Annotated in this window: 16 protein-coding genes, 1 tRNA gene and 1 riboswitch; of the genes, 13 read left to right on the top strand and 4 right to left on the bottom strand. The window is 60.7% G+C overall.

Going from position 1 to position 21,071, the window contains the following annotated elements; genetic code table 11:
• Window positions 1-6 precede the first annotated feature (6 nt).
• The gene (locus J2W46_RS21440; protein WP_310355937.1) at window positions 7-1,200 is read left to right on the top strand and encodes a GGDEF domain-containing protein; all 1,194 of its coding nucleotides are present in this window, start codon (window positions 7-9) and stop codon (window positions 1,198-1,200) included.
• A gap of 65 nt (window positions 1,201-1,265) precedes the next feature.
• Here the strand turns inward: J2W46_RS21440 and J2W46_RS21435 are convergent, their stop codons facing one another.
• Complete coding sequence (locus J2W46_RS21435) at window positions 1,266-2,117, bottom strand: NAD-dependent epimerase/dehydratase family protein (protein WP_310355935.1); 852 nt, start codon at window positions 2,115-2,117, stop codon at window positions 1,266-1,268.
• Window positions 2,118-2,283: 166 nt separating this feature from the next.
• Here J2W46_RS21435 and J2W46_RS21430 point away from each other — a divergent pair, with 166 nt between their 5' ends.
• Window positions 2,284-3,276, top strand: a complete 993-nt coding sequence (locus tag J2W46_RS21430) for a LacI family DNA-binding transcriptional regulator (protein WP_020068883.1) — start codon at window positions 2,284-2,286, stop codon at window positions 3,274-3,276.
• A 35-nt stretch (window positions 3,277-3,311) separates the two neighbouring features.
• Here J2W46_RS21430 and J2W46_RS21425 read toward each other — a convergent pair whose 3' ends face one another.
• Window positions 3,312-4,601 (bottom strand): MFS transporter, encoded by a 1,290-nt coding sequence (locus J2W46_RS21425; RefSeq protein WP_020068884.1) that lies wholly within the window; start codon window positions 4,599-4,601, stop codon window positions 3,312-3,314.
• A gap of 299 nt (window positions 4,602-4,900) precedes the next feature.
• On the opposite strand from J2W46_RS21425, the gene J2W46_RS21420 reads away from it, so the two are divergent.
• Window positions 4,901-7,036, top strand: a complete 2,136-nt coding sequence (locus J2W46_RS21420; protein ID WP_310355934.1) for a hypothetical protein — start codon at window positions 4,901-4,903, stop codon at window positions 7,034-7,036.
• 6 nt (window positions 7,037-7,042) lie between these two features.
• On the opposite strand, the gene J2W46_RS21415 is transcribed toward J2W46_RS21420, so the two are convergent.
• On the bottom strand, window positions 7,043-7,303 hold the full coding sequence (locus tag J2W46_RS21415) for a hypothetical protein (protein WP_087753088.1): 261 nt from the start codon (window positions 7,301-7,303) through the stop codon (window positions 7,043-7,045).
• Window positions 7,304-7,752: 449 nt separating this feature from the next.
• Here J2W46_RS21415 and J2W46_RS21410 point away from each other — a divergent pair, with 449 nt between their 5' ends.
• The 9 genes from J2W46_RS21410 (at window position 7,753) to atzF (ending at window position 18,506) form a co-directional block, all read left to right on the top strand.
• A complete protein-coding gene (locus J2W46_RS21410) occupies window positions 7,753-8,322 on the top strand; it encodes an Hsp20/alpha crystallin family protein (RefSeq protein ID WP_020068887.1) in 570 nt (189 codons plus the stop codon).
• Window positions 8,323-8,385: 63 nt separating this feature from the next.
• Window positions 8,386-8,461 (top strand) — tRNA-Lys (locus tag J2W46_RS21405).
• A 203-nt stretch (window positions 8,462-8,664) separates the two neighbouring features.
• Window positions 8,665-8,764, top strand: a riboswitch (guanidine-I (ykkC/yxkD leader).
• 58 nt (window positions 8,765-8,822) lie between these two features.
• On the top strand, window positions 8,823-9,893 hold the full coding sequence (locus tag J2W46_RS21400; RefSeq protein ID WP_087753089.1) for a putative urea ABC transporter substrate-binding protein: 1,071 nt from the start codon (window positions 8,823-8,825) through the stop codon (window positions 9,891-9,893).
• 33 nt (window positions 9,894-9,926) lie between these two features.
• Entirely contained in the window at window positions 9,927-10,742 is an 816-nt protein-coding gene (locus J2W46_RS21395) for an ABC transporter permease (protein ID WP_087753090.1), read from the top strand.
• Entirely contained in the window at window positions 10,739-11,530 is a 792-nt protein-coding gene (locus J2W46_RS21390) for an ABC transporter ATP-binding protein (RefSeq protein WP_204523191.1), read from the top strand. Before J2W46_RS21395 ends, J2W46_RS21390 begins: the two co-directional genes overlap by 4 nt.
• A 12-nt stretch (window positions 11,531-11,542) precedes the next feature.
• Window positions 11,543-12,247 carry an urea amidolyase associated protein UAAP1 gene (locus J2W46_RS21385; RefSeq protein ID WP_310355932.1) on the top strand — a complete coding sequence of 235 codons (705 nt, stop codon included), beginning with the start codon at window positions 11,543-11,545 and terminating at the stop codon, window positions 12,245-12,247.
• A gap of 14 nt (window positions 12,248-12,261) precedes the next feature.
• Window positions 12,262-12,903, top strand: a complete 642-nt coding sequence (locus tag J2W46_RS21380) for an urea amidolyase associated protein UAAP2 (RefSeq protein ID WP_087753093.1) — start codon at window positions 12,262-12,264, stop codon at window positions 12,901-12,903.
• A gap of 172 nt (window positions 12,904-13,075) precedes the next feature.
• Complete coding sequence (gene uca / locus J2W46_RS21375) at window positions 13,076-16,675, top strand: urea carboxylase (RefSeq protein WP_310355929.1); 3,600 nt, start codon at window positions 13,076-13,078, stop codon at window positions 16,673-16,675.
• 16 nt (window positions 16,676-16,691) lie between these two features.
• Complete coding sequence (gene atzF / locus J2W46_RS21370) at window positions 16,692-18,506, top strand: allophanate hydrolase (protein ID WP_310355927.1); 1,815 nt, start codon at window positions 16,692-16,694, stop codon at window positions 18,504-18,506.
• A gap of 122 nt (window positions 18,507-18,628) precedes the next feature.
• Here the strand turns inward: atzF and J2W46_RS21365 are convergent, their stop codons facing one another.
• Window positions 18,629-19,360: a GntR family transcriptional regulator gene (locus tag J2W46_RS21365; protein WP_087753096.1), complete on the bottom strand. Its 732-nt coding sequence runs from the start codon at window positions 19,358-19,360 to the stop codon at window positions 18,629-18,631.
• Window positions 19,361-19,744: 384 nt separating this feature from the next.
• Here J2W46_RS21365 and J2W46_RS21360 point away from each other — a divergent pair, with 384 nt between their 5' ends.
• Window positions 19,745-21,061 (top strand): aromatic ring-hydroxylating dioxygenase subunit alpha, encoded by a 1,317-nt coding sequence (locus J2W46_RS21360; RefSeq protein WP_310355925.1) that lies wholly within the window; start codon window positions 19,745-19,747, stop codon window positions 21,059-21,061.
• Window positions 21,062-21,071 lie beyond the last annotated feature (10 nt).

The following is a 21,071-nucleotide window of genomic DNA, read 5'->3' as shown; positions in this document are numbered from 1 at the left end:
AAGACCATGTCCAGTTCCGTTGCGCTGCTCGCCACCGTGTTCGTCTCATGCCTTTCGAGCGCGGCCGTGCTGGGCTACCTTGCGCGATATAAGGTCGCCGGATTACGCCGCTGGCTTGCCGCGCACTGCCTGTTCGCCGTCGCATCCGGCGTGCTGTTTCTCGTGCATGCCCGCCCTTCGGCGGCCGTCATGCTTGCATCGTGCATGCTCGTGCTCGGTGGCGCGCTGCTCATGCTGCAAGGTTGCCGCGCGTTCGTCGGCAAGCCGCCGTGCCTGACAGGCGAGCATCTCGCGTTAGGCGTGTGCGTGGGTGCCGTCATGTACTGGACGTGGGAGTCGCCGAACGTCAGCGCGAGAGCCGCGGTCATGTCGTTCGCGCTTGCGTATGCGCGCATCGCCGTAGGATGGACGCTCTGGAGTTCGCGTGTGCGTGAGCGGCCGCAATACGGCCACTGGCTCGTACTTTGCGCGGCGCTCGTCGGCGGAATCGTGTACTTCGCGCGCGGCGTTCTGAACGCTTTCTTCGCCGATCCCGCGATAAGCTGGCCGACGCACGTCGCTCCCGATTTCGCCTTTCTGGGCATCAGCATTCTTTCGCTGCCGCTTCTGTCGATCGGCCTCGTGATGGTGGCCAACGACCGGCTGATGCAACACGTGGAGAAGCTGGCCACTTTCGACGAGTTGACCGGCGCCCTGGTGCGTCGCGCATTCATGATTCGCGGCACAACGCTTTCGCAGGCGGCGCGCGCGGCGCGCACCGAATTGTGCGTCGCGATTATCGACATCGACGATTTCAAAACCATTAACGATCGGCACGGTCATGCCACAGGCGACCGCGTTCTCGCCGATTTTGGCGCTGAAGTGCATCGGCACATGCGTGCCGGTGACGTGTTCGGTCGCCTGGGCGGCGAGGAGTTCGCGATACTTTTCCCGCAGACGTCGATGGCGGAAGCGGCTCGCCTGGTCGGCAGCATGCTCGCCGCGGTGAGTTGCCCGCAGCCGGCTGCAAAAGGCAAGCTGACGTATGCGTTCAGCGCCGGCATCAACGAATGTGCACAGGCGGAGAGTCTGAGCGACGCGCTGGCCGGCGCGGACGCCATGCTGTATCGCGCGAAACGAGCCGGCAAGTGCCGGATCGAACTCGCGCGGACGGAGCGTGCGAGCCACCCTGCGAACGACATGGCGCGCTCGGCGTATTAGCGCCGTGCGTTGAATGTCCGCACGCGGCGTTGTGGCCATGCGCCGCGCCGCGCTGCGTTGATGCGCTATCGCGAGTTTTCACGCTCCAGCGGCTCGCCCAACACGAACGGTCCACCTTGAAAGCGCTGCGCCGGGTCGTCGCGTGAGCCGTCAGGCGCCGTTGCGGGAAAGCGCTCTGCAAACGGCGCCGAACTGTCGCGCGGATTGAAGCCAAGGAAACTGACTTTGGTGTTGTCCCACCACTTGACCGGATTGTCCGACGCGCCGTACACCACCACATGCCCCACGCGGTTTGTGAACAGCGAGCAGCGCACGAGTTCGATGAAGTCGCGATAGCTCAGGTACGTGACGAGCATCCGCGGGTTCTTTGGCTCTTCAAACGACGAACCGATGCGCATGCACACCGTCTCTATGCCGAAGCGATCGTAGTAGTAGCGCGAAAGCGCTTCACCGAAGCATTTGGTCACGCCGTACAGGGTGTCGGGTCGCTGCGGCGCGTCGGCGTCGAGTACTTCGGTTACTGGATGAAAACCGATCACGTGGTTCGAACTGGCAAACGCAATGCGCTTTACGCCGTGCTTGCGTGCCGCCTCATAGAGGTTGTACGTGCCGGCAATGTTCGCGCCGAGCAGGTCGTCGAAAGGGGCGTCGATTGAAATGCCGCCCAGATGCACGATTGCGTCCACGCCTTCGACCAGTTGCATGACGGCCTCCCGGTCCGCCAGATCCACCACGCTCGCTTCCTCATGCGGCGCTGGCTCGCCCAGGCTCGCAATGTCGGTCACACGAACCACATCGGCCCATTCGGCGAGCGCGCCGCGCAACTGGCGGCCGAGGTTGCCCGCGGCGCCCGTTAGAAGCAGGCGCCGGAACGGCTTGTGTGGTGCGGCGTCGTTTTGGGTCATCGTTTGGCTCATCGGTGAAACTCCTGCAAGTAGCGTAGCTAGTTAGGTAAACGTTTTTGACAGCGGGCGAAGCGACGCGAAGCCGGGCGTTAGTGGACGTCTCAGCATGTCGGAAAGGCCCGCATATCAGGTCTTTTCTGCGACAATCGGTTAACAAAGAGAAAACGTTACCTTCGGGATGAAAAAACTTTCTCCGACCATTCGCGATGTCGCTGCCGCTGCGGGTGTCTCGGTCGCAACCGTGTCGAAGTACATGAACGGCGCGCAGCGCTTTTCCGCGCCGGTCGAGGCTCGACTGAAGGCCGCGATCGAAGAGCTCGGCTACCGTTCGAATCCGCTCGCGCGATCCATGATCACCGGCCGCACGCGCGCAATCGGGCTGACGATTCTCGACATCAGCAATCCGCACTTCACCAACGTCGTGAAGGGCGCGAACCGCATTGCGCTGCGCCACGATTACACGCTGCTGCTCGTCGATACCGACGAAAACCAGGCGCGCGAACGGCCGTTGATCGAAGCGCTTGCGCAGCGCGTGGACGGGCTGATCCTCAGTTCGCGCATGTCCGACAGCGAGTCGCAATGGTTGCTCGATCTCGGCAAGCCACTCGTGCTGCTGCGGCACAGCGATACGTTGCCGATTCCGAGTGTGGGCATCGACAACCGGCTTGCCACCTACATGCTCGCGCGACATCTGCTAAACCTCGGACATCGTCAAATTGCTTACCTCGGCTTTGGACAGGCACGCATCAACGACGAGCGGATTCGCGGCGCGCGCGAGTGTCTCGAAGAAGCTGGCCTGACGCTCGATGTCTACGACGCGCATGCGCCGACCTCTCATGCCGGCGAACATGCATGTTCGCGCGTCATGCTCGGCCCGCGCAGGCCGCATGCGGTGATCTGCTATAACGACCTGATCGCGCTTGGCTTCATGAAAGAGGCGGCGTCGCTGGGTATCAAGGTGCCGCAGGAGTTGTCCGTAACTGGCGTCGACAACGTTCCGTACGGCGAATTCGCGGCGCCGGCGCTGACAACGGTCGATATTCAAAGCGAGAAGATGGGCGAGCTCGCGATGCAAAAACTGATCGACGCACTTGCGGGCCACCCCGACACAGGACATTCGATGTTCGAGCCGAGGCTCATCGTCCGTGAATCGACGGCGGCCTGCGGCTGACATGCGTCGCGCTCTCACTCACGCTTCTCACGCATTCACGCTTCGAACTTCGCCGGCGCCATGCGCGGCGTCAGCATGTGCATCACGGCAAACGCGATGAGATAGGCGAGCGCGCCGATTGCGAACAGCACCCAGTAGTGACCGGTGCGTTGCAGCACCTGTCCGATCACTTCCGAGAACAGCACGCCCCCAATCGAACCAGCCATCCCGCCGATGCCGACGACCGCGCCAAGCGCGCGCTTCGGAAAAAGGTCCGACGCCGTGGTGAAGAGATTCGCGGACCAGCCCTGATGCGCTGCCGCCGCGAGGCCGACGATCGCAACCGCGCCCCACAGGTTGTCCACCTGCGAGACGAACGCGATCGGCAACACGCAACACGCGCAGATGAACATCGCTGTTTTGCGCGCGGCGTTCACGCTCCAGCCTGCACGCAGCAACGCCGACGAAAGCCAGCCGCCGCCGATGCTGCCCACGGTCGTCATCGCATAGATACAAACCAGCGGCAGGCCGATGTGCTGCATGTCCATGCCGCGCGACTCGTTGAGCCACTTCGGCAGCCAGAACAGATAAAACCACCACACCGGATCGGTCAGGAATTTGCCGATCAGGAACGCCCAGGTTTGCCGCTTGCGAATCAGCACGCCCCAACCGGGCGCGCGGGCGTTGGCGTTGGCGGCATCGAGCGCTTCGACTTCGTCGCGGGCTTCTTCAAGATCGTCGTCGTGTGAACGCGGTTCAGCCGAGCGGTAGAAAGCGAACCATACGGCGAGCCACACAATGCCCAGCGCGCCGATGATCACGAACGCCGAGCGCCAGCCGAACGCCAGTGCAAGCGGCGGGATGATCGCGGGCGCGAACACTGCGCCGATGTTCGCGCCTGAGTTGAAGATGCCGGTTGCCAGCGCACGCTCGCGCCGCGGGAACCACTCAGCGGTGGTCTTGATCGCGGCCGGGAAATTGCCGCCTTCGCCTATGCCCAGCAGCGCGCGCACCATTGCGAAGCCGGTTACCGAGCCTACTGCGGCGTGCAGCATCGCGGCAATACTCCATATGAGCATGGCAAGCGCGTAGGAAATTCGCGTGCCGAGCCAGTCGACGATCCTGCCGAAGCACAGCAATCCCACTGCATAAAACGCGGAGAACGCGATCACGATGCGGCCGTACTGCACCTGGCTCCAGCCGATGTCGTGCTGCAGCAGCGGCGCGAGCAGACCGAGAATCTGCCGATCCATGTAGTTGATGACCGTCGCGAAGAACAGCAGCGCGCACACCGTCCAGCGATAGCGGCTGGCAGTACGGGCTAGACCGAGTACAGCAGTTTGCATGGATGTCTCCGTCGCGCAGCCTCGCTCGTCGCGCTGCGCTTTATATACCGGGCGACGAGGGCCCCAAGCCCGTCACGTGCGACGCAGTGCAACAGCGCCGAGTCGACGATTTGGACCTAATTAGGAAAACGTTTTTCTAAGCATAGAAGCTTTGCGCGCGATTTTCCAGTACTGAGTTTACCTAGGATTGTGCCCAATGGCGCAGTGGTGCGAGCATTCAGTTCTGACGAAAAGTTAATCGTTTTCTTAAGTTGTTCGGAGGCCAGTTGCGCTCCATCCATTCCAGTCAGGAGACAAACATGCGTTCCCCACTAGATCCGCGCGGCGTCTGTGCCGCGAGTGCGCTGACTCTTCTCATGACGGCGTGCGGAGGCGGCAGCGATACGATCCAGCCGCCTGCCGCGACGCCCACGCCTTCTCTTCATTCAATCGTCTACGGCGCGAGCGATACCAGCGTCCCGGCCGGGACCGATGTACCCATTACGATGATGGGCCAGATGCGTGCGCTGTTCGACCTGATCAGAAAGGCGCCGGACTTTACGCAGGTCGTGATGGATCTCGGGGACGGCAGTCCGGTACACGTGCTCGACACCAACACCGGCGACAAGTTTCTGCCCGGCAAGCTGGCGCTCGGCCTTTCGTACATCCTGATCGATATGAAGGCCAAGGGCGACCCGAAGTATGCGGACTACCTGGCGACGTACCAGAAGGTCACCACCGCGATGATGAGCCAGACAAGCGGCGCGGATTACCTGTATGCGAACACGTCGTGGGGCGAATACTATTACCTGGTTGCCCTGAACAATTTCAAGGCGCGCGGCATGCTGAATGAAGTATTCAGCGACGCCATGCTGGCTACGCTGCAAAACCGCCTGACGTTTTGCGACATGTTCGGCGCAGACTCCAGCGGCAAGACCAACACATGCCCTGCTGCCGGCGTGCCGATCGACGTTGCATCGCTCAACACCGCGCAGAACTATTACGCTGTCTCGTACGGTATTGCAGGACTGCGGCAAAAGCTCGGATGGAGCAATCCGACTTTCTCGTCTGCCACCGACCCGGCCGTCGCGACGATGAGCGCACGCGACGCCTTGTTGTACACGCTCGCCAACCACATTCGCAACGATTCGTCCGGCGGCTTTTCCGACGAAGCGTCGAACACGCACACGACCTATTACGACAAGGCGCGTTTCGACAGATACAGCACGTTGCTGATCGGCGAAGTGGTGGAGCGCACGCTGGAAATGGGTAATGAGGCCAATCTCACGCCGGAATTGAAGGGCTATTTGAGAAAATCGGTGGATCTCATTCTCCCGCAACTGAATGCCGACGGCGAGGGCTTCAACTACGGGCGCTCCATCGGTCCTTATGGCGACTCGGCATTCATGGAAGTGCTCACGGCCGCGGCCAATGCGGGCGTGTTGACGCCGCAGGAAATGCAGATTGCCTATACGTTCATCTATAAGGCGGCTCATCGCTACGAGACGTTCTGGTATGACCCGACGTTGCCGACTCCTTCGGTGAATATGTGGGTGAAAGGCCGTGGCACCGACACATACCGCGGCAAGCCACGCGTAATGGGTGAGAACTTCAGCCTGCTGCATCAGTACATGTATGTGGATGCGTGGTGGAGCAAGCTTGGCTTCGGCGGCAAGGCGCCTATGCCGGATTCCGACTTCCAGACCTGGCTCGATGCGAGGCCGCGTTATACGCTCACCTGGTACAACCAGCCCACCGATACCGCGCACCCGTACAGCGCGGCGCTTGTCACGGTACGGGACGGCAATCGGGTCATCAATCTGAACCTCAGCCAGGCGCCAGACTACAACTCGTACACGCCGTATTACCCTGTTCCTTTCTCCGACAAGCTTATTTACGGCACGACGGACCTCGGCTATGCGCTGCTCATTCCGCAAGTGTCGTACAACGGCAAGACGTACATACCGGTCACGTACTATAAAAATCTGAGCGTCACGCAAAGCAATGGCCAGGTGATCGTATCGTTCGATACCGCAAAGTTCAGACAAGCCACAAAGAACGCAGCGTTTTCCACCGACCTCGATTTGCAGGCTCACACCGTTCTCACGTTCGGTCGCGGCACGCTGACGCGAACCGATACGTTAAGCTCGGCAACGCTGACCGGCAATCTGGCCGTCGAAACGGATTTCACTTCGTTCGCCGATTTCCAGAAGACGACAGCCAACGGCGACGGCTTCTCGGTCAACTACGCCAATAGCAGCGCGACTGCTTACGGCACGACCGGCTTCGACGGTTGCGCGCTGTCGAACTTCGACACGGCGGGCGGCGTGACAAACCCATTGTCGACAACGCCAATCGGCCAGTTGCATTCGAAGTTTGCGTGTACCACGCAGCCTTTCACGCTGAATGCGGGCGGCAACCGTACGTTCACCTGGAGCTTGAAGTACTCCAGCTAGCGTCCGTCAATGGGGCTGCTCGATCATCAGATAGCGAATCACCAGCGCAGGGTCGGCTATATCGAGTATCAGGCGCCGCAGGATGCGCTTGCGCATATGGTTCTCGTCGAGCAGCCACGGGCCGCCTGCGTCGCTCAGATAGCGGCACAGCGCGGCGCGCGTGTCGGTGTCGGAGGGCAAGTTCAGGCGTACCGCGAGGAGCCCGGCGACGACGTCGTCGAGTTCCAGCGTCAGCGGACGCGAGTCGATGGTGAGCGTCAGTTCCATAGGTATTCGAACCTCACTCAAGGTGGCTGCGGCTCCTGCAAAAAGCGGCTCCGTCAGTCGCGAACCGGCAGCGAGCCGAACCGGAGCCGTGCCGGATATAAACACGGCAATGCCAGCCAAACTTTTCAGTAATCGAGTTCCGGCGCGGAGACCGCAGCCGTCGCCAGCATGCTGGCGGAAAGCGAAATAAGGATTTTCAGAGCGACTTCAAGAGGATATTTGCGAGGGACTTTGTAACAAGATTTTTCGGCTGGCGAGGTAGCCGGCGCGCGGTATCGTTTGCGAAACGCGTACTTGAAAAACCTTGGCCGTCGGCCTATTTTATTTTCGCTCAGCAGTCGCGTTGCACGCGCTGCGTGTTTCGATTTGTTTGTCAGTGGATAGATTTCCCTGATCGGCGAGCTGGAGCGCGTGGTCCGGTTCGCCCCACAGGGCGAGGGAGCAACATCATGAGCGATAAAAAATGGAACCCGTTCAAGTTTCTGCGCGGCACGGGCCGCAAGCCCGAGGCGGAGAATGCCTCGGCAAATACTTCGGCGCCGCCGTCGAGCGACCAATGGCGGGCGGCGTGGCCTGACATTTCGCGGCTCTTTCCTCGCGATTCCTGGCGTGCCGTCGAGGAGTTCTTTCACGACCCGTTCGCAGGCCGCGGCGCGCTCGAGCGATGGTTTGGCGACTTCAGTTCGTCGCGCTTCCAGCCGCGTATCGACGTGGTCGACGAAGGCAAGATATTGCGCGTGACGGTCGAACTGCCCGGCATGGAGCGCGACGACCTGACAGTGAGCGCCGAGGACGGCGCACTCGTATTGCGCGGCGAGAAGAAGCAGGACGTGCACAGCGAGGAAGACGGCTGCTATCGGCTCGAACGTGCATACGGAAGGTTCGTGCGCACCATCCCCATGCCGGAGAACGCCGATCCTGAGCGCACGCTGGCCAGGTTCGACAAAGGCGTGCTGACTCTAACCGTACCGAAGCAGGAGCCGACGCGGGCCGCGAGCCGCAACATAGAAATTGGCTAGCCCGATAGGGATTGCATCGCAGAGCGTCATAAGCGCCTGGCGGCGAACAGGCGCGAGGGGACCGGGCCGTTAGCTCAGCTGGTAGAGCAGCGGACTTTTAATCCGTTGGTCGGCGGTTCGAATCCGCCACGGCCTACCATCCAGTTCCGGCTAACCGGACCGGAACCGGGCCGCTATGCCCGAAAAGAGTGCGCATTGGCGCATCGCAGTGCAGGTCGTCACCGCACGAGGGCACAAACAACGCCTGACGCGCGGAAAAACAGCAACTTCTTCGTTGGCACGCTTCCCGCTTAAGGGAGTGGGCAAGGAGCCGGCGCATCATCCGGTTCGTCAAACAATTTGGAAATGGACGGCTAGGGTTCCGGCCTGCTTCGCGCAGGCGCTGGTCCGAGAGCTGTCGACCTCAGGCGAGGTTACACGGCGGGATAAAAGCCCGGGAGAGAACGCGATGTTTGCGCTGCTCCCTGCCGTCGCTAACCGTCCCCTCCGAGGTCAACCTCATGCGCAAGCTCGCTCGCTGTCTTGGCATTGCCGCCATCTCCCTCGCCACATTCGCCTCCAGTGCCGCGTTCGCCGCGGGCCGCAACGACTTCAAGGTTTGCTGGACCATCTACGCGGGCTGGATGCCGTGGGGTCAGGCGAAGACTCAAGGCATTGTCTCTAAGTGGGCAAAAAAATACGGCATCAACATCGATGTCGTGCAGTTGAACGACTACGTCGAGTCGATCAATCAGTACACCGCCGGCAAGTTCGACGGCTGTGCAATGACCAATATGGACGCGCTCACTATTCCCGCGTCGGGCGGTGTCGATTCGACAGCGTTGATCGTCAGTGACTACTCCAACGGCAACGACGGCGTGCTCATGAAGGGCAAAGGCAAACAGATTGCCGATCTGAAGGGACAGCAGATCAATCTCGTGCAGTTCTCCGTGTCGCATTACCTGCTCGCCCGCGCATTGGAAAGCGCGCATATGAGCGAGCGCGACCTCAAGGTAGTGAACACGTCCGACGCCGATATTTCAGGCGCTTTCGCGACGCCTGCCGTCCACAACGCGGTGACGTGGAACCCGATGCTCGCCGACCTGAGAGCACAACCCAACGTGACCGAAGTCTTCGATTCCAGCAAGATTCCTGGCGAAATCATGGACATGATGGTCGTCAACACGAAGACCCTGCAGGCGAATCCCGCACTCGGAAAAGCACTGACCGGGGCCTGGTTCGAAATGGTCGCGTTGATGCACACCAACTCGGCAGAAAGTACCTCGGCTTTGACTGCAATGGCAAAAGCCTCCGGTACCGACCTCGCGAACTTCAGAGGTCAGCTTTCCACAACGGCACTTTTCTATACGCCGAAGGCTGCACTGGATTTCGTCACCAGCCCTGACATGCCGAAGATCATGACGCGCGTCGCAAAGTTCTCCTTCGACCATGGTCTGCTCGGGCAGGACGCCCGCAGTGCGGACGCCGTGGGCATGGCGTTCGATAAAAACGTCGTGGTCGGCAACAAGAACAACGTCAAGCTTCGCTTTGACCCGACCTACGTCGAGATGGCTGCCGCGGGCAAGCTCTGACACGGATATTCCCGGCTTAAAGAGGCGGTCACCATGAGATTGATCAATCGACATCCGAGCCGGATCGGCGGCCTGATGCTACTTCTGCTGCCGTTCGTCGTGCTATTGGTTGTGTACTTCATGGGGTCCGCCGAGCGGCTTAAGCTCAATCCCGATGACAAGCTGCTGCCGGGCGTGGTGCAAATGAGCGATGCAGTGAAAGCAGTCGCATTCACCGAGGACAAGCGCACCGGTGAGTACCTGTTGTGGGCCGACACGCTGTCGAGCCTGAGACGACTTGGAATCGGCCTTTTCGTCAGTGCGGTGATCGCTCTCGTGGTAGCCGTGGCAACGGGCTCGTTTCCGGTGGTGAGTGCAACGCTCTCGCCTTTCGTCACGGTGATCTCGATGGTGCCGCCGCTCGCGGTGCTGCCGATTCTTTTCATTGTGTTTGGACTCGACGAATTGTCGAAGGTGGTTCTCATCGTCGTCGGCATCACGCCAATGATCATTCGGGACTTGCATGCTCGCGCGAGAGAGATCCCAGCGGAGTTGTGGGTCAAGGCTCAGACGCTTGGCGCCACGAGCTGGACGTTGATCTTGCGGCTCGTACTGCCGCAACTTCTGCCGCGGCTGCTTGCGGCGATGCGTCTTTCGCTCGGAGCCGCATGGCTCTTTCTCATCGCGGCTGAGGCGATTGCGTCGACCGATGGTTTGGGTTACCGCATTTTCCTCGTGCGGCGATATCTATCGATGGACCTGATTCTGCCGTACGTCGCGTGGATTACGCTGCTTGCCTGGCTCACTGACGAACTGCTTCGCCGTATCACGCAGTGGTGCTTCCCCTGGTATGGCGGGGGCGCGCGATGATCGAAGTTCGCAACGTCTGGAAAGAGTATGGCGATCAGGTTGTACTTGAGCGCCTGAATCTGACCGTCAAAGAGGGTGAGTTCTGTTCGATGGTCGGCGCCTCGGGATGCGGCAAATCAACGTTTCTTCGACTTCTGTTGGGACAGGAGCAAGCGACACGCGGCCAGATTCTGCTCGATGGACAACCCTTGCCGGGCGAGCCGGATGCACATCGTGGCGTGGTATTTCAACGCTACTCGGTGTTCGACCATCTCACTGTGCTGCGCAATGTGACGCTTGGACTGGAGCTTTCACAAGCGAAGTTCACGGGGCGGCTCTTCGGCGCTCAACGGCGTCGCGCCCGCGACGAAGCTGTCGCGATGCTCGAACGCGTGGGCCTTGGCGCCGCCGCTGACAAGTATCCGCAGCAGCTCTCCGGCGGTATGCAGCAACGCCTTGCAATCGCTCAGGCGCTGATGATGAAGCCCCGCGTGCTGCTGCTCGACGAGCCGTTTGGCGCGCTCGATCCCGGCATTCGCCGTGACATGCACGAGTTGCTGTCTGACCTGTGGCGCGAATCGAAGCTCACCATCTTTATGGTCACGCATGACCTGAAAGAAGGTTTCACCTTGGGCAGCCGCGTACTCGTCTTCGACAAGGTTCGGGTGGACCCTCAAGCGCCCGGAGCTTACGGGGCACGCATTACCTACAACATTCCGCTCGACCGTAGCCGCGAATCCGTGTCGGCTGTTCACCTGGCCCAGGCGGCGGTGCAAGGCGCGTCGAGTCTCGAAGCAATCTCGGACTGAAGGGAACCGGATATGAATCTGTTACTTGAAGAAACCGTGCCCGGCGGCGGTCATACGTCGCTCATCGTCAAACGCGGACAGTCGCTTCGCGTGACCGACCTGCACGGTGGCGCAAATGTGAGCGTCATGATGGTCAACGCAACGGAGAAGAGCGAGCGTCTCAACCTGCCCGATTCGCTGAAATGCCAGCACACCGCGAAGCTGACCGCCGGCCACTGCCTGTATTCGGACATGGGCCGCGTACTCGCCGCGATCGTGGCAGACACGTGCGGCTGGCATGACAGCATCGGCGGGGTGTCGAATGCCGACGAAGTCTTCGAGCGATACGGGAGCGGGCGCTACCAGGAATTGCGCAACGCTTTCTATCGCAACGGCACGGACAACCTGCTCGTCGAGATGAGCAAGTGGGGGCTCACCATCTCCGACTTGCTGATGACGCTGAACCTCTTCAGTCGTGTGGACGTTAGCGACGACGGAACACTCAGCTTCGTGAAGGGCAACTCGAAGGCCGGCGATTGCGTCGACCTGTATGCGCCGATGAACACGCTCGTCGTGCTCACTGCGATCCAGCATCCGCTCGACCCAAACCCCGAATATTCGCCGAAGCCTGTGAAGCTCGAATTGAGCGAGGCGGACCCGGGCGTGGCCGAAGTATGTCGCACCGCATGCGATGAGAACGTGCGCGGCTTTATCAACACCGAACGATTCTTTCTCTGAGCGGAGGGCGACTCATGACTAGCACACTTGTTGTCAGTGACAAACGTCCGGAAACTGCGGCTTTCCGTCAGACCGTCGCGGCGGGCGAACCGTGGCTTCACGAGGTGAAGGCAGGGAGCACATTGCGCATCGTCGATCTCGAAGGCAATCAGGCGGTCGACACGCTTTTCTATAGCCTTGCCGACCCTCGCGAGCGATTCGACCCGCAACGCACGCTGCGGCGTCAGAAAAGCCTGTATCTGACGGCCGGTTCGGTTCTGTACTCGAATCGCGGCAACGCGATGTTGACCATCGTTGCCGATACCTGCGGCCGCCACGATACGCTCGGCGGTGCCTGTGCGCAGGAGAGCAACACGGTTCGTTATGCGCTGGAAAAGCGTTACATGCACAGCTGCCGCGACAACTTCCTGCGTGCCTGTGCGCATGACGGCCGCCTTTCCAAACAGGACGTCAGTGCGAACGTCAACTTCTTCATGAACGTGCCTGTCACTGCCGAAGGCGGTCTTACGTTTGAAGACGGCATTTCCGCGCCGGGCAAGTATGTCGAGTTGCGCGCGGAGATGGACGTCATCGTGCTGATTTCGAACTGCCCGCAGTTGAATAACCCGTGCAATGCCTACAACCCTACGCCCGCGGAGTTGCTGATATGGGACTGAAGCGCGTTCGCAGTTTTATCTACTTCCTCTTGCTGGTTCGCTCCGGACGCTGCATGACTTGCACTCGCGAACAACTGAATCTGGCAAATCGCTGATGCGACTTCGGCCGTGGACGACCGCGGCTGCAAATTCCCACGGCGGGACGGCCCGCCTTTGAATCCGGGTTCCTCCCATGTTTGAGAAGATACTCATCGCCAATCGCGGTGCAATCGCTTGCCGCATCCTCAGAACGTTGCGCGAACTCAATGTGACCGGAGTCTCCGTTTTCTCGGAGGCCGACAGGGCGAGCCGTCACGTGAGCGAAGCGCCAATCGCACACGAATTGGGCGACGGTCCTGCAGCGATGACTTATCTGGACTCGACGAAGATCCTCGAGATTGCTCGCCGCAAAGGCGTGCAGGCTATTCATCCAGGATATGGGTTCCTGTCCGAGAACGCAGCTTTCGGCGAAGCATGTGAAGCAGCGGGTATCGCCTTCATCGGCCCAACGCCCGCACAGTTGCGAGCATTCGGTCTCAAGCATACGGCTCGGGAAATCGCGGGCAAGCAGGGTGTGCCGATGCTGAACGGCACCGGTTTGCTGGAAGACTTGCCGGCAGCACTCGACGCAGCTGAAAGCATTGGCTATCCGGTGATGTTGAAAAGCACGGCCGGCGGTGGCGGTATCGGCATGCGAGTCTGTTGGCATGCGGATGAACTCAGTGCGCATTTCGATGCGGTTAAACGCCTTGGCGAGAACAACTTCAGCGATTCAGGCGTGTTCCTCGAGAAGTACATTGAAAGAGCCAGGCATCTCGAAGTACAGGTTTTCGGCGATGGAAAGGGAGATGCGATTGCGCTCGGTGTCCGCGACTGCTCGGTGCAGCGGCGCAATCAGAAGGTACTCGAGGAAACCCCAGCGCCCTGCTTGCCGGAAGGGATCGCAGAGGCGTTGTGTGACGCTGCCGTCAAGCTTGCAAAGGCGGTCGATTATCGCTCTGCCGGTACGGTGGAATTCGTATATGACAGCGCCGCTCAGCAGTTTTACTTTCTGGAAGTGAACACGCGTCTGCAGGTCGAGCATGGTGTGACCGAGCAGGTTTGGGGCGTCGACCTCGTTCGCTGGATGATCGAACTCGCAGCAGGAACGCTTGCGCCGCTGAATGAACTCGCCGCAGGTCTCACACCGCGAGGCCATGCGATTCAGGCGCGACTCTACGCTGAAGACCCGGGCCGCGATTTCATACCGAGTCCGGGCCTGCTCACCGATGTCGCTTTTCCGCAGGCCGACGGAAGTGCGCTGCGTATCGATACGTGGATTGAATCCGGTTGCGAAGTGCCGCCGTACTTCGATCCGATGCTCGCAAAGATCATTGCATGGTCGCCGACGCGCGAAGAGGCGCGACACGCGCTGAACGATGCGTTGCAGAACACCCGTATCTTTGGCGTCGAAACAAACCGCGACTACTTGCGCCAGATTCTCGACGACGAGCCTTTTGCGTCTGGAGAACCGTGGACCCGCTGTCTGGAAGGCCTGAAGTATCGAGCGAGTACGATTGAAGTGGTGAGTGGCGGCACCCAGACCACGGTGCAGGATTTCCCCGGCCGACAGGGTTTCTGGGCCGTGGGCATACCGCCGTCGGGTCCCATGGACGACCGCGCGATGCGGCTCGGCAATCGCCTGCTCGGCAACGCGCCGGAAGCGGCTGCTCTCGAAATCACAATGAGCGGGCCGACGCTGCGATTCAACACCGACGCCGTTATTGCCATTACTGGTGCAGAGATTCCAGTGCTGCTGGACGACGTAACGCAACCGCTGAATACCAGCGTCTATGTGCGGGCGGGTTCCGTGCTGGCACTTGGTACGATTCGGGGCGCCGGTGCACGCGCATATCTGTGTGTGCGCGGCGGCCTCGACGTTGCGCTGTATCTGGGAAGTCGCAGTACGTTCACGCTGGGCCAGTTCGGTGGGCATGGTGGTCGCGCCGTTCGGGCGGGCGACGTGCTGCATCTTTATCCACTGCAGGATACGCAAGCTGGCGCGGCGCTCTCCAATGTGCCAACGCTGGAAAGCGTTCGCACGATACGCGTGATATACGGCCCGCACGGCGCGCCGGAGTACTTCAGTGCCCGTTACATCGAGCAGTTCCTCGATACAGAGTGGGAAATACACTTTAATTCGAGTCGCACCGGCGTGCGCCTCATCGGACCGAAGCCGGAGTGGGCGCGTGAAGACGGCGGAGAAGCCGGGCTGCATCCGTCGAATATTCACGACAATCCCTATGCAGTCGGTGCCGTCGACTTCACCGGCGACATGCCCGTGATTCTCGGGCCAGACGGTCCGAGTCTGGGTGGCTTTGTCTGTCCGGTGACGATTATCGAAGCGGACCTTTGGCACATCGGCCAACTCAAGGCAGGCGACAAGGTTCGTTTCGTGCCGGTGGAAATCGGGCATGCACGAGAAGCGGCACGTGAGCGCATCCGCGAGCTGGAGAGCCTTGAGATTGTGCAATGCGCACCAGTCGAAAGACGCTCTTCGCTGACGTCTCCCATTGTTCTCGACTCGGGCGCTGCCGATGAACGGCTCGTGGCACGCTTGTCCGGCGACACACATCTTCTTCTGGAGATTGGGCCGCCGGAGCTCGACCTCGTATCGCGCTTTCGCGGGCATGCACTGATGCAGGCACTCGAAGCGAAATCGCTACCGGGCGTGATCGATCTCACACCGGGAATACGTTCGCTTCAGATTCATTATCGGCCCGAAGATCTATCTCTTGCGCAACTGCTTGTCGTCGTAGGGGAGGCCTGGGAGCAAGTCCTGTTGATGAAGGACCTTCGCGTACCGTCGCGCGTCGTCCACATTCCTCTTTCGTGGGACGACCCCGCGTGCCAACTCGCGATCGAAAAGTACATGACGACGGTGCGCAAAGACGCGCCGTGGTGCCCGAGCAACCTCGAATTCATTCGCCGTATCAACGATCTCGAGTCTATCGACGCAGTCAGGCGCATCGTCTTCGACGCGAACTATCTCGTGATGGGGCTCGGCGATGTGTACCTGGGCGCACCGGTCGCGACGCCGCTCGACCCGCGCCACCGTCTCGTGACGACCAAGTACAACCCGGCGCGCACCTGGACCGCAGAGAACTCGGTGGGCATCGGCGGCGCGTATCTGTGCGTCTACGGAATGGAAGGGCCGGGCGGCTATCAATTCGTGGGCCGCACGCTGCAAATGTGGAATCGCTACCGGAAGGTTGCGGACTTCGGCGGGCAGCCCTACTTGCTGCGCTTCTTTGACCAGATCCGCTTCTACGAAGTGTCGTCCGAAGAACTGCTGCGCATTCGCGCTGACTTTCCGCTCGGACGCTACCCGTTGCGGATCGAGGAGTCGGAGCTTTCTCTGCCGGACTATCAGGCGTTCCTTGCGAGCGAATCGGCCAGCATCGAAGAGTTCCGGTCCCGGCAACAGGCAGCATTCGAAGCCGAGCGTGAACGCTGGCGAGAAGCGGGTACATCGGAAGAGGCCATCGAGGCGCCCGTGGCCGAAGACGCTCAACTGGCGCCTCTGGAAGACGGCGAGGTGTCAGTGGACAGCGAGATCGCCGGGAGCCTCTGGCAGGTGAAGGTAAAGCCCGGCGACGTGGTTGCCGCAGACGACATACTGCTTATTATCGAGTCGATGAAAATGGAAATATCGGTGTGTGCACCCTGCGCTGGAACCGTCGGCGAGATTTACGTGGGTCCGGGCTCGCCTGTGCGCGCCGGGCAGCGGATCGCAGTCATTGAACGTCACTGAATACGAGGACACACACATGTCGACATTTGACCTGCGCATTCCGCCATTGCGGAATGCTTACCGTGCCGGAACCCTTGCGCCTCGTACGCTCGTCAATGAGCTTCTTCGAAAAGCCGCGGAGCTCAATGCAGAGTTCAACCTGTTCATCCATCTTCTGACCGAAGAAGAAGTCGCGCCATACCTCGATTGGCTCGATCAGCAGAACAGCGAGAACCTGCCGCTTTACGGCATTCCATTCGCCATCAAGGACAACATCGACCTCGCCGGTATTCAGACCACCGCTGCGTGCCCCGCTTTTGCCTACACGCCTACTGAGTCGGCGACGCTGGTCGCGCAACTGATTGCACTCGGCGCTATCCCGCTCGGAAAGACCAATCTCGATCAGTTCGCTACGGGTCTTAACGGCACTCGCTCGCCTTATGGAAAGTGCCGCAACAGCGTGCATCCAGACTATCCATCCGGCGGTTCGAGCGCTGGTTCGTCGTTGGCTGTTGCGCTCGGTGTGGCCAGTTTCGCGCTGGGTACCGACACGGCCGGGTCCGGCCGCGTGCCTGCGGGACTGAACAATCTCGTCGGACTCAAGCCGACCAAAGGTATTCTGTCCACCGCGGGTGTAGTGCCCGCTTGCCGCACTCTCGATTGCGTCACGTTCTTTACTGCAACAGCAGAAGAAGCGAGCGAACTGCTCTCGCTGACAGCGCTCACCGATCCTCGCGACGCATACAGTCGCAAGAACCCGCAGTGGAATTCCGCGCGAGCTTTCGGCGCACCGGCCGCTTTCCGATTTGGCGTTCCTTCGCAACTGGAATTCGCGGGATGTACAGAGAGTCCGGCGCTATTCGCCAAAGCTCGCGCGATGCTTGAGGCAGCAGGAGGCGAGGCTGTCGAGATCGACTTTGCGCCGTTCGTTGAAGCCGCAAATCTCCTTTATCAGGGGCCGTGGGTCGCGGAGCGTTACAGCGTGGCAGGCGAATTGATGTCGACGACGCCGGACGCGGTGCTTCCCGTCATTCGCGACGTGCTCGCCAAGGCGCCGGGCGCAACCGCTGTCGAATTGTTCCAGGCGCAATATCGGCTTCAGGCATTGAAGGCTCGTTGCGATGCATTGATCGACACACTCGACTGCGTCCTCACGCCGACCTATCCGCGCCCTGTGACGCTTGCCGAACTGGAACAGGATCCGATCGGGCCGAACTCACTGCTCGGTTACTACACGAACTTCATGAACCTGTTGGACTACGCGGCTGTGGCCAGCCCGACGGCATTCATGAAGAATGGGCTCCCGTGGGGCGTGACCGTTTTCGGGCGCGCGTTTACCGATCAGTACCTGTTGGGCGTTGCGGCCCTGTTGCAACGGACGAGCGGCGTCGAATGCGTTGGTGGAAACACGATAGCGCTGTCGGAGGAACGCAAGGCGACGAACGATCGAATGCTCGTCGCGGTATGCGGCGCGCACATGCAAGGCTTACCGCTGAATAAGGACATGCTTTCTCGCGGTGCGCTTTTGCAGCAGTCCACGCAGACGGCGCCGCGCTATCGGCTTGCAGCGTTGCCAGCGTCGCCGGATGGCACGCGGCGTCCGGGGCTATGGAGAGTCGCCGATGGCGGCGTGAAAGTCGAGGTCGAAGTCTGGAAGATGCCTGCCTCGGAGTTTGGTTCATTCATTGCGACGGTTCCGTCGCCGCTGGCTCTCGGCAAGATCGAACTCGCAGATGGCTCGTGGGTGACCGGTTTCCTGTGCGAACCGTATGGCATTCAGGCGGGCACCGACATCTCCGAGTTTGGCGGATGGCGCGCATGGCTTGCCAATGAGCGCGCTCTCGACGCTTGAGCGTCGTACTTTCATTCTTGGCTTAAGCGGCGCAATACACGCGCACTAGTGCAGGCGAGCGTTTCCCCAGCGGGGCGCGCTCGCTGCATCGCCTGCATCCGTCACGCGTTGGGACCGCGCACTTAAAGTCCCGCTTCCGCCACGAGTTGCAGCGCGGGCGCGAGCTTCATGCAGACTTCGGGCCGCTCCAGCGCGTAGGCGAGATTCCTCTGCGCGATCTGCACGTGCTCCGTGGCCAGCGCAAGCGCCCGCGTACCCTCACCGCGCTCCATGGCCTGAACCAGGCTGTGATGCTGCTCGTGGGCCATGAAAAGCCATTGGCGGCCTTCCTCGATGGCCGATTGCATCGGCAGCATCGCGCTTGCGGCGGCGAACGGCAGCCGGTTGTTCATGTCGATGGCGCGAATAAGCGCTGCATTGCCGGAGCCATCGACCACCAGTTTGTGAAACCGGTTGTTCATGTCGGTATAGCCGGCATAGTCGTCGAGGTCGAGTTCCGACTTGGCCAGCAACCTGTCGCCCGCGCGCAGGCATTCGGCGAACGCATTCGACAGTTGACGCGGTACGCCATGCTCCGCGACGAGGCGGGCGGCCATGCCTTCCAGATGTCCACGCACGGCGATCGCGTCGGCGATTTCCGCCGCGGTGATACGCCGCATCACGTAACCGCCTGCGGGCGACGGCTCGACGAGTCCTTCCTGTTCCAGCGTGGTGAGCGCGAGCCGGACCGGCGTGCGCGACGCCTGCAGCCGTTCGGCAAGGGCCACCTCGCCCAGGCGCTCGCCAGGGGCGAACTCACCCTTGAGTATGAGGTCGCGCAGATGCACCAGCACCCGCTCCTGTTGCGTCTCCATTTCTGTTTCTCCTTTCGCCCCCGAAGGCGTCGTGCCGTCTTGCGCAGTGCCCAGCTTGCTTTTGCATTGTAGCTGAGCGTGGGATCAGCGGTGGAGGCGACTGAGACGTGTTGTTCTCGGCTGTATGCAGACAGCGCAAAAACCTCGACTTGGGCTGGAAAGGCTCGCAGTAGGGAAAACAACTATACGCATCGAAAATCGCCATAAAATCAATGAATTAACCGCGACCACGGCATCCGGGCACGCGGTGAAAACGCGGTGCGGGCGACTAACGATGTATGCAAGGCTTGCATGTATGAATTCAACAGCCTACTCTTTGCATAAATCAAACGAGATGCTGCATGCAACGCAACATCGTTTGTATTCATCCAAGGAGACAGTGTCATGATGAGTTCCGCGCAAAACGACGCGATCACGCGCGTCGGCAAAGGCACGCCGGCAGGCGAACTGTTACGCAATTACTGGCAGCCGGTCGCGCTGGTGGAGGAGCTCCCCAACGTGCGACCGGTACGCGCGGTGCGGCTGATGGGTCAGGATTTCGTCGTATTCAGGGACGAACAGGGCCGTTACGGAATGCTCGACCGCGATTGCCCGCACCGCGGCGCGGATCTCGCCGCCGGCCGACTCGAAGCAGGGGGCTTGCGCTGCGCTTTTCACGGCTGGCTTTTCGACGTCGACGGCCAGTGTCTGTCCACGCCGGGAGAACCGGTTGGCAGCTCGCTGTGCAAGCGGGTTCGTCAGAGCGCGTATCCGGTGATCGAACACAGCGGCATTCTGTTCGCCTACATCGGCAAAGGTGAGCCACCGGCGTTCCCCCACTTCGACTGTTTCGCGGCGCCGAACGAGTACACATTCGCGTTCAAGGGACTATTCGAATGCAACTGGTTGCAGGCACTCGAGGTGGGCATCGACCCCGCGCACGCATCGTTTCTTCATCGCTTCTTTGAAGACGAAGATGTGAGCGCAAGCTATGGCAAGCAATTTCGCGGCGCGTCGGCGGACTCGAATATGCCCATTACCAAGGTGCTGCGCGAATATGAGTCACCTGAAATTCTCGTCAGCCCGGCCGACTACGGTCTTCGGCTAATCGCAAAGCGTCCGATCGACGACGAGCACACGCATGTGCGTGTGACGAACGTCGTGTTCCCTCAGGCTTTCGTGATTCCGATGAGCGCTGAGATGACCATTACGCAGTGGCACGTTCCCGTCGACGACGAGAACTGCTACTGGTACGCAATCTTCACGAGCTTCGGCGCGCCGACGAACAAGCAGCAGATGCGTGAACAGCGGCTCGAACTGTACGAATTGCCCGATTACATATCGCGCAGGAACAAGCGCAACCAATACGGCTTCAACGTGCACGAGCAATTGACGGAAACGTACACGGGTATGGGCTTCGACATCAACGTGCACGATCAGTGGGCGGTGGAGTCGCAAGGGCCCATTCAGGATCGCACGCGAGAGCATCTGGGCACGACTGACAAGGGAATCATGGCGTACCGGCGGCTGCTCGTCGACGCAATAGAAAAAACGCAAGCCGGCGAAAAGACGTTGATGGTGATCGACGAAGAGGCGGCGGCACACCTGACCGGGCCCGCGTCGATCGACGGCATTGCTCCCGCTGAGCGTTGGGACGAGTACTGGAAGGAAGCGGATGCGAGCCGCCGCGCTGCCGCGCCCTGGCCCGCGCCCAAGGCCTGAGCCGCTATCC

Source organism: Paraburkholderia strydomiana (genome assembly GCF_031456815.1).
GTDB lineage: Bacteria > Pseudomonadota > Gammaproteobacteria > Burkholderiales > Burkholderiaceae > Paraburkholderia > Paraburkholderia caledonica.
The sequence above is the reverse complement of the archived record's forward strand: the minus strand, read 5'-3'. Positions and strand labels throughout refer to the sequence as shown.

Bases quoted from the DNA above. Each gene is read 5' to 3' on its own strand.
- J2W46_RS21440 (WP_310355937.1), top strand. From the start codon at position 7: ATGTCCAGTTCCGTTGCGCTGCTCGCCACCGTGTTCGTCTCATGCCTT.
- J2W46_RS21435 (WP_310355935.1), bottom strand. From the start codon at position 2,117: ATGAGCCAAACGATGACCCAAAACGACGCCGCACCACACAAGCCGTTC.
- J2W46_RS21430 (WP_020068883.1), top strand. From the start codon at position 2,284: ATGAAAAAACTTTCTCCGACCATTCGCGATGTCGCTGCCGCTGCGGGT.
- J2W46_RS21425 (WP_020068884.1), bottom strand. From the start codon at position 4,601: ATGCAAACTGCTGTACTCGGTCTAGCCCGTACTGCCAGCCGCTATCGC.
- J2W46_RS21420 (WP_310355934.1), top strand. From the start codon at position 4,901: ATGCGTTCCCCACTAGATCCGCGCGGCGTCTGTGCCGCGAGTGCGCTG.
- J2W46_RS21415 (WP_087753088.1), bottom strand. From the start codon at position 7,303: ATGGAACTGACGCTCACCATCGACTCGCGTCCGCTGACGCTGGAACTC.
- J2W46_RS21410 (WP_020068887.1), top strand. From the start codon at position 7,753: ATGAGCGATAAAAAATGGAACCCGTTCAAGTTTCTGCGCGGCACGGGC.
- J2W46_RS21400 (WP_087753089.1), top strand. From the start codon at position 8,823: ATGCGCAAGCTCGCTCGCTGTCTTGGCATTGCCGCCATCTCCCTCGCC.
- J2W46_RS21395 (WP_087753090.1), top strand. From the start codon at position 9,927: ATGAGATTGATCAATCGACATCCGAGCCGGATCGGCGGCCTGATGCTA.
- J2W46_RS21390 (WP_204523191.1), top strand. From the start codon at position 10,739: ATGATCGAAGTTCGCAACGTCTGGAAAGAGTATGGCGATCAGGTTGTA.
- J2W46_RS21385 (WP_310355932.1), top strand. From the start codon at position 11,543: ATGAATCTGTTACTTGAAGAAACCGTGCCCGGCGGCGGTCATACGTCG.
- J2W46_RS21380 (WP_087753093.1), top strand. From the start codon at position 12,262: ATGACTAGCACACTTGTTGTCAGTGACAAACGTCCGGAAACTGCGGCT.
- uca (WP_310355929.1), top strand. From the start codon at position 13,076: ATGTTTGAGAAGATACTCATCGCCAATCGCGGTGCAATCGCTTGCCGC.
- atzF (WP_310355927.1), top strand. From the start codon at position 16,692: ATGTCGACATTTGACCTGCGCATTCCGCCATTGCGGAATGCTTACCGT.
- J2W46_RS21365 (WP_087753096.1), bottom strand. From the start codon at position 19,360: ATGGAGACGCAACAGGAGCGGGTGCTGGTGCATCTGCGCGACCTCATA.
- J2W46_RS21360 (WP_310355925.1), top strand. From the start codon at position 19,745: ATGATGAGTTCCGCGCAAAACGACGCGATCACGCGCGTCGGCAAAGGC.